We start from the raw sequence: 11,841 nt of genomic DNA on the forward strand, positions 1-11,841 counted from the left end.
TTCGAGCCGTGAGAGTCGGCTGAGCTCATCCTGCGAGACGGCGAGGACGACCGGCAACTGTCCATGCCATGAAGAACTATGATGTTTTTGTGGTCGAACACAAACTGACCGTCCGGGATCTGCTGGCCTTCCCGGCGCTGCAGCTCCGCGTGCTCGCCGGTGCGGAGGGACTGGGCCGGTCGGTGTCGTGGGCGCACGTCAGCGAGCTCGAGGACCCCACGCCCTGGCTGCTGGGCGCCGAACTGATTATGACGACCGGCCTGGCGATCCCGCGGACCGCCGCGGCCCAGCGGGCCTATCTGGAACGTCTCGATGATGCTGGCGTCGCCGCCCTGGCGGTCTCCGCCCACCTGCATACCCCGCCCCTGCACCGGGCGTTCCTGAAGACCGCACAGGAGCGCGGAATACCGATTCTCGAGGTGCCACTCGCCGTACCGTTCATCGCCATCGCGCAGGAGGTCGCCGCCGCCGAACAAGTCGGCGCCGGTCGGCGATTGGGCGCCCAGCTGCAGGTTTTCGGCGCGCTGCGGTGGATGGCGACCGAGAAACTCGATACGGCAACGCTGTTTCGCCGTTTGGAGCAGCTCTCGGGCTATCGGGTGTTCCTGTGCACACCGCAAGGCCGGCCGCTGTTGGCCGGGGTGCCGACACCGGATCCGGCCCTGCTGCCCGCTTCCATCGATGCACCGCCGACGATTCCCGGCGGTTTCTCGGTGCCGGTGCTCGCCCCCGGCGGTCCGGCCGGGTTCCTGGTGGCTCTCGCCCGCGATGGCGCCCGGGCGTCCGGGCTGGCCGTCGTTCAGCACATCGCCACCGTCGCGGCCCTGCATCTGGCCATGATTCGCCACGAACGGGAGGCGCTGCGCAGGGAAGGAGCCGAGACGCTCGCCGAATTGCTGCAGGATGTCCTCGATCCCGCTGTTGCCAAACGCCGCCTCGCCCGGCTGTCCATCGAGGGCGAGTCGGCGCTGGTGATCGTGCGCGGGGCGGAGGAGGACACCCTGTTGCGCGCACTGGACGGCGAGCCGTATCTGCTCCTCGCCCGGGGTGCGGACCGTTATGTGCTCGGTCCGATGTCGCTCGGTCCGGCGGTTGCCGCGATATCCGATGTGGCCGCGGGCATGAGCCGGCCGCTGTTTCCCGGCGACTCGTTGCGCGTCGCCGAGCGGGAAGCATTGTGGGCAGTGCGCCGCGCCGAGCAAGCGGGCCGGGCACTCGTGCATTACGGCGACGACACGACCGGCCGCTGGCTGCCCGAGGACCCCGCGTCGCTGCGCGCACTGGTCGATCACGTCCTGGGCGCGGTGCTGCGATACGACGCGGTCCACGATGCCCAGCTGCTGGTCTCGGTACGTACCTGGATGGAACGCGATCGCCGCACCGACGGGGCCGCCGAGGCGCTGCATATCCATCCGAACACCCTGTCCTATCGAATCCGCCGCTTCACGGACCTCACCGGCCGTAACCCTGCAGGTACGGAGGCATTTACCGAGATATGGCTGGCCATCCGTGCCGCGGACCAGCTCGGCATCATCACGTAGGGCCGAGGGCGGTATGTCCGATTGTCTTGTGTTCGTCCACAAGACCAGTGGCATTATTCGTGTAGACATCAATTGTGCGCGGGGCCCACGCTGCCCAGACTCGGACGGACCCGAATCCCGAGGACGGACGAGATGAGTAATAAACCCGACACCCCCGTGACCGAGATCGAACAGTACGGCGTCGAGCGCATCCCGGACGCGGACCGGACCGCTTCGCCGCTGGATTTGTTCCGGCTCGCCTTCGGCGGCGCCAACACCTTCGCGACCTGTGTACTCGGCGCGTTCCCGATCCTGTTCGGGCTCTCGTTCTGGCAGGGGCTGATCGCGACCGCGCTCGGACTGGTCGTGGGCGCGGTGATCCTGGCCCCGATGTCCCTGTTCGGACCGCGCAACGGCACCAGCAATTCGGTGTCGTCATCGGCGCATCTGGGTGTGCACGGCCGTATCGTCGGCTCGTTCCTGTCCCTGCTGACCGCGATCGCGTTCTTTTCCATCTCGGTCTGGTCCTCCGGCGATGCCCTGGTCGGCGGCGCGCACCGGCTGGTACACCTGCCGGAGAACGACGGCGTCTTCGCCGTGGCCTACGGCCTGTTCGCGGCGCTGGTGCTGGCTGTGTGCATCTACGGCTTCCGATTCATGTTGCTCGTCAACAAGATCGCGGTGACGGCGGCCTCACTGCTGTTCGTGGTCGGCTTCCTTGCCTTCGCGGGCGATTTCGATCCGGGGTACCACGGCTCCTTCGCCTCGGCGAGTACACCCGGTTTCCTGCCCGCCTTCATCGGCTCGGTGCTGATCGTGCTCTCGAACCCGGTCTCCTTCGGTGCATTCCTGGGCGACTGGGCCCGCTACATTCCCGCCGATACCCCGCGTCGCCGGGTGATGGGCGCGGCGTTCCTGTCCCAGATCGCGACAATCCTGCCGTTCTTCTTCGGCTTGGCCACCGCGTCGATCATCGCGGCGAAGGCGAGCCATTACCTCGACCCGGCCGCGCCGAACTACGTCGGCGGCCTGCTCGCGATCGCGCCCACCTGGTATTTTCTGCCGGTATGCCTGCTCGCGCTGATCGGCGGCATGTCCACGGGCACCACCTCGCTCTACGGCACCGGCCTGGACTTCGCCAGCGTCTTCCCCCGGTTCAGCCGGGTTCAGGCCACGGTGCTGATCGGTGTCATCTCGATCGTGTTCATCTTCATCGGTCGGTTCGCCGCCAACCTGTCGCAGTCCATCTCCACCTTCGCCACTCTGATCATCACCTGCACCGCCCCGTGGATGGTGATCATGATGCTGGGGTATCTGACCAGGCGAGGCTGGTACGACTCCGACTCCTTGCAGGTCTTCAACCGCCGCCAGCGGGGCGGACGCTACTGGTTCAACCACGGCTGGAACTGGCGCGGTTTGAGCGCCTGGCTGGTCGCCGCGCTGGTGGCGCTGCAGTTCGTCAACCTTCCCGGGCAGTTCGTCGGCTGGCTGGGCAATCTCGTCGGTGGAGTCGATATCTCCCTGCCTGTCGCGTTGGTGCTGGCTGGAGTGCTGTATCTGGCCCTGTCGTGGTTGTTCCCCGAGCCGCGCGCGGTCTTCGGTCCGCAGGGCCCGCGTCTGGTGCGGGCGGTGGACACCGAGGTGCCACCGATCATGTCGGTCGCCCCGGCCAGCGACCACGAGCCGGTTTCGGCCACGACCCAGGTCTGACATCCACAGCGTCGCCCACGGACTACTCGGTCAGCGGCTCACCGGGTAGTCCGTGGGTGCTCACGGATTGCGTGGTGCGGCCTCGCCCGTCGCGGTGTCCACGGCCTCGTCGAGGAGGGTGAGCTCGAGCCACAGCTCGGATCGGGTCGTCGGGGAGTCCAGCGACGACCCGAGCAGGGCCTCGATGCGATCGAGCCGGCGGCGCAATGTGTGCCGGTGGATCCGCAGCGCCTTGGCCGCGGGGTCGATATGGCCGTTGTGGGCCAGCCACACGAACAGGGTGTTCCGGAGCAGACCGGGAGTTGCGGCACCGTCGTCGTCCAATGCGGCCAGGTGGGTCTCGGCGTAGGTTCGCGCTCGTCCGTGGTCGAGGTATGACGAGAGCCCCCGCGGGCGAACGTCCGCGAAATACGTCGTCGTGCCCCGAACGGCAGCCTCATCGGCGGCATGCCGACTCTCCCGGTCCGCGCGAGCAAGCTCACCCCAACCGGCAGGCGAGGAAACGCCGAGCCGCAGACCGGGGATCGAGCCCAGCCGGGTGGCCGATCGCGTGGCGGCGGTCTCGGCAACGATGACCGAGAGCCTGTCCTCGACGATTCCGAATGCCGCGGGGCCGTCGGCGGCCGCACCATCGAGCAGCCGTTCGGCCGCGGTCAACGCGGGCGCGGAACCGTGGGCGTTGAGTACGGTGACCGGCTCCGCCGGGAGCCCGCCCCACAGGTCACCGGCCACGGGGCGGACCTGATCGAGATGTCCGGACAGCAGCATCGTCAGCACCGCCGCGCGGATCCGGGACAGGGTCTGCCGGGCGGTCTCCGCGCCGCGGAGATACAGGATCAGTAGCGACGCCGCGATGGTGACGACACCGTGGTCGAGTGAACCGACGACGCCCTGCCGCCCGGCGACCAAGTAGCCCAGCGGGCGTCCGTCGCTTGTGAGCAGCGGGTGCGAAATGACGTCTTCGCCGCGTTCGGTAGAGAACACCACCTCCCGGGGCCGAGCGGCTCGCGCCTGCGCGGTCTGTTCGACGGCCCGGCGCACGGAACCGCGCGAGGCGTCGACGACCTCGCCCGAGGGATCCAGCAGGGCCGCCCACCCGCCGATGATCTCGGCCGTGCGCCGGATCAGAGTTTTCGCACCGTCGGCGGACTGGGTGGCATGAATGAGGCGGCGCTGATTCTGATGGCTCAACTGGAGTTTGGCATGGTCGGCAGTCGACAGCGCCTGGGACACAGCCTTTTCCAGCCGGATGAACGGCACGTCGAGAGGGATTTCGAGCAACGGCAGCTGTCTGGTCCTGGCCGCATGGACGAACGGCTCGGGGATAGCTTCGTAGCGCAGGCCGATGCCGAACCCGACGGCGGCGACGCCGGCGCCGACGAGCCTGCGTACCCGTTCTTCTATGTCCGCCGCGGCCTCGGGAAGCGATAGCCCGGTCATCAGCAGTAACTCACCGCCGCTCAGGAACGCCGTCGGGTCGTCGAGCTCGGACACGTGCGCCCAGCTCAACTGCCGATCGAGATGTTCCTCGCCCGCTCTGATAGTGATCCGGAGTTCGGGATTCTCGCTGAGCTGGCGAACGGTGATCGACATCAGCCCAGTGTGCCATTCGGGCCCACTCCCAATGCCGAATGACCAATTCGGCTACTGCCGGGACACGGGCGTCGACAGCACACTGGCCGCTGACACCGCCGCCGGATACGACCGGCCTTTCCGTCTTCCCGAGGAGCCACACATGACGGACTTCACCTACCGTTTGGCGCAGAAGCGCTGCGTCACCACCGAAATCCCCGGCCCGCGATCGCTCGAACTGGCCGCCAGGCGCCGTACGGCGGTGGCCGCCGGGGTCGGATCGTCCGTTCCGGTCTACGCGGTCGATGCCGACGGCGGTGTCATCGTCGACGTGGACGGCAACTCGCTGATCGATCTCGGGTCGGGCATCGCGGTCACCACCGTCGGGGCCTCACATGCGGGAGTCGCCGCCGCCGTGGCCGAACAGGCCGCACACTTCACCCACACCTGTTTCATGATCACCCCGTACGAGGGGTACGTGCGCGTGGCCGAGGAACTCGCGACACTCACCCCCGGAGACCACGACAAGCGCTCGGTACTGTTCAACTCGGGAGCCGAGGCCGTCGAGAACGCCGTGAAGATCGCGCGCCTGGCGACCGGCCGGACCGCGGTCGTCGCGTTCGATCACGCCTACCACGGCCGCACCAACCTGACCATGGCGTTGACCGCCAAGTCCATGCCGTACAAGGCTCATTTCGGCCCGTTCGCGCCCGAGATCTACCGCGTCGCCGGTTCCTATCCCTACCGTGATCACTCGGACCTGTCCGGGCCGGAGGCCGCACGGCACGCGATCACCCAGATCGAGAAGCAGATCGGGGCCGATTCGGTCGCGGCGATCGTCTACGAGCCCATCCAGGGCGAGGGTGGTTTCATCGTTCCCGCCGAAGGATTCCTGCCGACCCTGGCGTCCTGGGCCAAGGCCAAGGGGGTGCTGTTCATCGCCGACGAAGTGCAGACCGGTTTCGCCCGGACCGGGGACTGGTTCGCCTGCGAGCACGAAAGCATCGTCCCGGACCTGATCACGATGGCCAAGGGCATCGCCGGCGGAATGCCGCTGGCGGCGGTGACCGGTCGGGCCGAGCTCATGGACTCGGTGCACGCCGGCGGCCTCGGCGGCACCTACGGCGGGAACCCGGTGGCGTGCGCGGCGGCGCTGGCGACCATCGAGGCGATGCGCGAAGGGGATCTACCCGCCCGGGCTCGCGCCATCGAGGCCCAGGTCACCCCGCGCCTGCGGCAACTCGCCGACGAGATCGGCACGATCGGCGATGTGCGCGGACGAGGGGCGATGCTCGCGATCGAACTCGTCCATCCAGGAACAACCGAGCCCAACCCGGAACTGACGAAAGCCGTGGTAGCAGAAGCACTTTCGCAGGGAATCGTCCTTCTCACCTGCGGCACCTACGGCAACGTGATCCGGTTACTACCGCCGCTGGTCATCCCCGACGCACTCCTGTCCGAAGCGCTGGACGTGCTCGAGACGGCACTGCGGGCACACAGCGATCGCTGACCGGACTACCCCGCGCCTACGGATCGACAGGAGACACCATGATCGACACCGACGAATTGCTCGCCGGACTGCCCACCATGTTGTGGATCGGGAACACGCAGGTCCCCGCGACCGGCGCCGGTACTTTCCCAGTTCACAATCCGGCCACCGGAAAGGTGCTGCTGGAAGTGGCCGATGCCACCGGCGAGGATGGCCTGACGGCACTCGCCGCCGCCTCCGCGGCGCAGCCGGGGTGGGCTGCGACCCCGGCAAGGGAACGTTCCGGGATCCTGCGCCGCGCATGGGAACTGGTGATTGCGCGGCGCGAGGAGTTCGCGACGGTGATGACGCTGGAAATGGGAAAACCACTAACCGAGAGCCAGGGGGAGGTCGACTACGGCGCCGAGTTCCTGCGCTGGTTCTCCGAAGAGGCGGTCCGGATCAACGGCCGCTACACCGACGCCCCCTCGGGTCGCGGACGCATTCTGGTCGTCAAGGAACCGGTCGGCCCGACGTTCGCGATCACCCCCTGGAATTTCCCCCTCGCCATGGGCACCCGCAAGATCGCGCCCGCCTTCGCCGCCGGGTGCACCATGGTCGTCAAACCCGCCGCCGAGACGCCGCTGACTATGCTGCTACTCGGTGAGGTCTTCCGCGATGCGGGTCTGCCGGACGGCGTGCTGTCGATCCTGCCCACTTCCGCCCCATCACAACTGTCCACCCCCCTGCTGGACGATTCCCGGCTGCGCAAGATCACGTTCACCGGCTCCACCCCGGTCGGCAAGATACTGCTGGCGCAGGCGGCGAACCGGGTGCTGCGCACCTCGATGGAGCTCGGCGGCAACGCGCCGTTCGTGGTGTTCGACGACGCCGACATCGACGCGGCCGTCGACGGGGCGATGGCCGCGAAGATGCGCAACATCGGTGAAGCATGCACCGCCGCCAACCGCATCTATGTCGACAACACCGTCCGCGAGGAGTACACGGCGAAACTCACCGCACGAATGCAGGCCCTGCGGATCGGCCCTGGTGACGCCGACGGCACCCAGGTCGGCCCGCTGATCAGCGATAAACAGCGCCGCCGCGTCGCCGAGCTCGTCGATGACGCGGTAGCCGCGGGCGCGGTCGTGGAAACCGGCGGCCGGAGCACCGGCGAGGTCGGTTACTTCTACTCCCCCACGGTACTGACCAACGTCTCACCCAACGCCCACATTCTCCAGGCGGAGATATTCGGGCCGGTCGCCGTCATCGTCGGGTTCGACGGCGAAGAGGAGGGCATCGCCGCGGCGAATGACACCGAATACGGCCTGGCCGCTTACATTTACACCACCGGACTCGATCGTGCCCTGCGAGTATCGCGGGCCATCGAGTCCGGGATGGTCGGTGTCAACCGCGGAATCATCTCCGATGTCGCCGCACCGTTCGGCGGTATGAAGGAATCCGGTCTGGGACGCGAGAGCGGCAGCGAGGGAATCGACGAATACCTCGAAACCAAATACATCGCACTGTCCTGACAGACCAGGGCCAAGGACCGAAGGGATGCTTGCTGTCGAGGATTGGGCTGAAATTCGTGTGCGCCACGAGGCGTCCGCATTCGATCAGTGTTCGACGCCCCTTAACGGCCCACCAGCTCAAATCTGGCGGATATGGGCTGGGTGCGGTGCGTAACCGCTGCCTGTCGGTGGCGGGGAACTTCTGGCCGCGATGTGACAACCGGTCGGGAGGCCACGGTGAATGTCTGCGGCGCAACCGTGGCGATGCCGCAGGGGTAGAGCCGGATGCCTCACTCGTCGATCGAGTGCGTGATGAACGTGGGAACCGTCCGGCATCGCCCTCGCCTCCGCGCGGCCAGCGCGGTGGCAGGGCAGGCGCGTCGTCTGCTGAGAGTGTCGGGTCGTGCTGTTCAACCCCGGGGCGGTGACGACAACCCGTTACCGTCCCCGCGGATCTACGATCCCTTCGCCCTGGCCTGCGGCCAGCTGAGGAATCGAAATACCCAGCGGGACTTGTGGAGAGCCGGATGCGGGGCCAACTCGCACGTCCGGTTCGGGAGGGCGGCACGAGGAAACGGGCCGGGCGAAAACCCGGAACCGCGCCTCGTGTCGACCCCACCGTTTGCGCCGGTCGGAGAGCATGCCGATCCAGGCGATCGCCCGGGTGATGGGCGTGTCCCGCAACACCGTGAAGCGAGCCCTGGCCTCGGACGGGCCGCCGAAGTACCAGCGCCCGCTCAAAGGGGCGATCGTGCACACCCCAGGGGGCACGCAAGCTGTCCATAGCGTGGGGTCATGGCGCGGCCTCCTGCGAGGACAGGCCGCCATCCGAGGAGGACAAACATCTCGGCTTCGCAATCGTCGTTCGGCATCCGTCCGCAACACACCGGCCGAACGACGGTCGGTGGCTGGACTCATGCTCTCCGCAGTCTGAGTCCGTCATTCAAGTCTCATACCCGTGTCCCCGCAGTTGCCGGCCGACCGTCGCTGGTTGTCATCAATCCCGCCATTTAATGACTGACGTCAGCCAACGTCGCTCACGGCCGCCAACGCTGGTTCTTGAAATCGCATACTGAATCGGGCAGGACTTCGACATATTTACAGCTCAGAGACCAACGGAACCAACGACACTCGACACCGCTCGCCCTTGACAACGACACCAACCGCAAGCTGGTTCGACGTGAGTACATGGAGTTACCCATGTGCTCACGAAATCAGTTGTCCTTTTGGCATCCCTCCCCTAAAACAAGCGGAATTCGTCGCTCTCCGTACCGCGCAGGGCGTCGTAATCGAGTGTCAGGCAGCGGATACCACGATCGGTAGCCAGGGTGCGGGCCTGCGGCTTGATCTGCTGCGCGGCGAAGACGCCCGCGACCGGCGCCAGCAGCGGATCCCGGTTGAGCAGTTCCAGGTAACGCGTGAGCTGTTCGACGCCGTCGATCTCACCGCGCCGCTTGATCTCCACCGCGACCGTCGCGCCGTCGGCGTCGCGGCACAGAATGTCGACCGGGCCGATCGCGGTCATGTACTCGCGGCGGATCAATGTGTAACCGGCGCCGAGGGTTTCGATGTGCTCGGCCAGCAACTTCTGCAGGTGCGCCTCGACGCCGTCCTTCACCAGGCCCGGATCGACGCCCAGTTCGTGCGAGGAATCGTGTTCGATCTCCTCGACCGTGATGCGCAGTTCCTCGCCCGCCTTGTTGGTCACCACCCACAGCTTGGCGGAGTCCGCGTCACGCTCCTCCAGCCAGCAGGGCGGGCTCATCCAGTTCAGCGGCTTGTACGAGCCACCGTCCGAGTGCACGAGCACCGACCCGTCCGCCTTCATCAACAGCAGCCGCCGGGCCATGGGCAGATGAGCGGTGAGCCGACCCACGTAGTCGACCTGACAACGAGCAATCACGAGGCGCACCTGAGGCACTCTAGGCCACCCGCACCTCCGCCGGGACAGCTAGGGCCGTGTGTCGTTCGGTGGCGGCCACAACACCCCGGACGCTCACCAGCCCAGGAGATACGACACCGCAAGCGCCGAGGCGGCGATGAGCGCCACCGCGTCGGCCCACTTCAGCTCGCGCGATGCCCCGGCTCCCCGGGCCAGCATCACTATGCCGATCAGCAGGCCGATGCCGTAGGAGAGCAGGTGCCCGACGCTGGTGAAGTCGCGGTTGTCCAGCACGCCCCGCACCGCGATCACCGCCCACACCAGGGCCCACGGAATCCGGCGGCGCGCGGGCACCATCACGATGAGCGATCCGAACAGGGTCATCGCGCCGTAGCTGATGCCCACGTCCTCCGAGTCACCGATGCTGTCGGGCAGCCAGTGCTGGCGCACCGCGAGCCACAGCCCCCCGGCCACCAGCAGCGTCGCGCCGACATGTCCCGCCAGGAAGGTGCGCACCGCATGCCAGGCGCCGAAGCGCAGTTCGACAAGGGCCAGCACGCAGGCCAGCAGCGGCACGTCGGCGAGCGTCGAGTTCGTGTCGGCGATGACGAACGCGCTGGAGAACAGCGTGTCGATATGACCGTGTTCCAGATTGTGCAGATTCGTACTGGTGTCGGCGATGATCCGGCCCTGCGCGACCGGTTTCACCCGCGCGAACACGACCGCGACCGCGGTGAGCGCGAGCACGTAGCCGATGGTGACGGGCAGCCAATGCCGCCGGCGCAGCACGCCGACCGCCGAGGTGACCTCGGCCTGTGCCCGTTCGGCCGTCAGCGTCCCGACCATGAGCACACCACCCGGCCTCGTCAGCCCACGAGGATCGTGTATCCCAGCAGGGTCGCGGTGACCAGCAGGGCGATCTCGAACTTCCGCAGCGGCGACACCGACAGGCGGCCCGTGCGGATCAGCCAGATTCCGGCCACCAGGCCGATGGTCACGGAGATCAGATGTCCGACGTTGGTGAAGGTGTGCCCCATCGCCACCCCCGCGACCGCCACCGCGATCCAGGTGATGGCCCAGGTGGGGCGCCAGCGTTCCGGCATCAGCACCAGGAAGGCGCCGATCAGGGCCATCGCGCCGTAGCTGATGCCGACATCCTCGGAGCGCGTGATCGCGAGCGGGACCCAGCCCGCCGACACCGCGATCCAGAGGCCGGAGGCGACCAGCAGCGTCGCGCCGAGATGTCCGGCGAGGAAGATCCGGATGAGCCGGCCGGCCCCGAACTTCAGCTCAGCCAGGGCCAGCAGGCAGATCAGCAGCGGAATGACGATGAGGGAGGTATCGGTGTCGCCGATCAGCAGGGCGCTGGAGAACAGCGTGCCGATGTGACCGCGCAGCAGGTTGTGCAGGTTGGTGCTGAAGTGCAGGAACACCGTGGCCTGCGCGGAGTTGCTCAGCGCCGACAGCACGCCCGCGACCAGGATCAGCAGCGCTCCGTAGCCGTAGGTCGCCGGCAGGAACAGCCGACGCCAACCGGTCCGGGGCGCGACACCGGGGCCTACCGGTGCGCCCTGGCTGGGTGCGGTCAGCACCACCATACGCATCCTTCCTCGCGATACCGCCGTCCACTTCGCCGGCGTCTCTTCCATCATCCAGATCTGCGCTGGAAGATGGCTAGCCGACACTTGTGAAGATGCTGTGAACCCGCGGACGACTGAAAAAATTCCCGGTCAGTAAAACCCACCGGGCTACAAGGTCGCAACACGAGGGCTCAGTTGATCATGGTTTTTTGACGGGCGTGCGGGTTGCGAAGCCGGACGGGACTCTACGAGCGGGACCCACATGCGCCGGAGGCCTCAACGTGCGAAGGCCCCCGGCATGCTGCCGAGGGCCTTCATAAACGACTTTTCGGCGGCAGAGCCGCAAGCGGCTTCCCAACAGACCTTCGTTCAGTCTGCGGAGCCGGTGGCGAGTGCCATCAGCATCGAGCTGATGTAGCTGGCGAGCGCGTCCATGTATACGACCTCCCATCCGGGTAGAACTGGACGAATCGTACATGGACCCTGTCGCATAGTGCGCTGTGAACGCACGAAGGCCCCCAGCTGATGCTGGGGGCCTTCGGCAAAGGATGTTCCGGCGGTGTCCTACTCTCCCACACCCTGGCGAGTGCAGTAC

The 11,841-nt window shown here is 67.0% G+C and carries 8 protein-coding genes and 1 pseudogene; 5 read left to right on the plus strand and 4 right to left on the minus strand.

Annotated features, from left to right (window positions below):
* Positions 1 to 89: 89 nt before the first annotated feature.
* Both ABH933_RS36215 and ABH933_RS36220 read left to right on the plus strand, forming a co-directional pair.
* Positions 90 to 1,541, plus strand: coding sequence for a PucR family transcriptional regulator (locus ABH933_RS36215; protein ID WP_429424086.1), 1,452 nt, complete (start codon positions 90 to 92; stop codon positions 1,539 to 1,541).
* A 132-nt stretch (positions 1,542 to 1,673) separates the two neighbouring features.
* Complete coding sequence (locus tag ABH933_RS36220; RefSeq protein WP_429424084.1) at positions 1,674 to 3,230, plus strand: purine-cytosine permease family protein; 1,557 nt, start codon at positions 1,674 to 1,676, stop codon at positions 3,228 to 3,230.
* A gap of 60 nt (positions 3,231 to 3,290) precedes the next feature.
* Here the strand turns inward: ABH933_RS36220 and ABH933_RS36225 are convergent, their stop codons facing one another.
* Positions 3,291 to 4,823 (minus strand): PucR family transcriptional regulator, encoded by a 1,533-nt coding sequence (locus ABH933_RS36225; protein ID WP_429424082.1) that lies wholly within the window; start codon positions 4,821 to 4,823, stop codon positions 3,291 to 3,293.
* A 142-nt stretch (positions 4,824 to 4,965) separates the two neighbouring features.
* On the opposite strand from ABH933_RS36225, the gene gabT reads away from it, so the two are divergent.
* The 3 genes and pseudogenes from gabT to ABH933_RS36240 form a co-directional block, all read left to right on the plus strand.
* The gene (gabT, locus tag ABH933_RS36230) at positions 4,966 to 6,312 is read left to right on the plus strand and encodes a 4-aminobutyrate--2-oxoglutarate transaminase (RefSeq protein WP_429424080.1); all 1,347 of its coding nucleotides are present in this window, start codon (positions 4,966 to 4,968) and stop codon (positions 6,310 to 6,312) included.
* Positions 6,313 to 6,350: 38 nt separating this feature from the next.
* On the plus strand, positions 6,351 to 7,805 hold the full coding sequence (locus ABH933_RS36235; protein ID WP_429424078.1) for an NAD-dependent succinate-semialdehyde dehydrogenase: 1,455 nt from the start codon (positions 6,351 to 6,353) through the stop codon (positions 7,803 to 7,805).
* Between the two features lie 619 nt (positions 7,806 to 8,424).
* A pseudogene (locus ABH933_RS36240) lies at positions 8,425 to 8,517 on the plus strand (helix-turn-helix domain-containing protein); the annotation flags it as partial.
* Positions 8,518 to 9,024: 507 nt separating this feature from the next.
* On the opposite strand, the gene nucS reads toward ABH933_RS36240, so the two are convergent.
* The 3 genes from nucS to ABH933_RS36255 all read right to left on the minus strand — a co-directional run bounded on the left by nucS (position 9,025) and on the right by ABH933_RS36255 (position 11,264).
* Positions 9,025 to 9,696, minus strand: coding sequence for an endonuclease NucS (gene nucS, locus ABH933_RS36245; protein ID WP_215922780.1), 672 nt, complete (start codon positions 9,694 to 9,696; stop codon positions 9,025 to 9,027).
* Between the two features lie 84 nt (positions 9,697 to 9,780).
* A complete protein-coding gene (locus ABH933_RS36250; RefSeq protein ID WP_429424076.1) occupies positions 9,781 to 10,512 on the minus strand; it encodes a rhomboid-like protein in 732 nt (243 codons plus the stop codon).
* 20 nt (positions 10,513 to 10,532) lie between these two features.
* On the minus strand, positions 10,533 to 11,264 hold the full coding sequence (locus tag ABH933_RS36255) for a rhomboid-like protein (RefSeq protein WP_215922908.1): 732 nt from the start codon (positions 11,262 to 11,264) through the stop codon (positions 10,533 to 10,535).
* Between the last annotated feature and the right edge of the window lie 577 nt (positions 11,265 to 11,841).

Source organism: Nocardia sp. GP40 (genome assembly GCF_050434125.1).
Classification (GTDB): Bacteria; Actinomycetota; Actinomycetes; order Mycobacteriales; family Mycobacteriaceae; genus Nocardia; species Nocardia albiluteola.

What these genes read in the sequence shown, in the direction of transcription:
- ABH933_RS36255 (WP_215922908.1), bottom strand. Translation starts at nt 11,264, where the DNA reads ATGGTGGTGCTGACCGCACCCAGCCAGGGCGCACCGGTAGGCCCCGGT.
- ABH933_RS36250 (WP_429424076.1), bottom strand. Translation starts at nt 10,512, where the DNA reads ATGGTCGGGACGCTGACGGCCGAACGGGCACAGGCCGAGGTCACCTCG.
- ABH933_RS36220 (WP_429424084.1), top strand. Translation starts at nt 1,674, where the DNA reads ATGAGTAATAAACCCGACACCCCCGTGACCGAGATCGAACAGTACGGC.
- ABH933_RS36225 (WP_429424082.1), bottom strand. Translation starts at nt 4,823, where the DNA reads ATGTCGATCACCGTTCGCCAGCTCAGCGAGAATCCCGAACTCCGGATC.
- ABH933_RS36235 (WP_429424078.1), top strand. Translation starts at nt 6,351, where the DNA reads ATGATCGACACCGACGAATTGCTCGCCGGACTGCCCACCATGTTGTGG.
- gabT (WP_429424080.1), top strand. Translation starts at nt 4,966, where the DNA reads ATGACGGACTTCACCTACCGTTTGGCGCAGAAGCGCTGCGTCACCACC.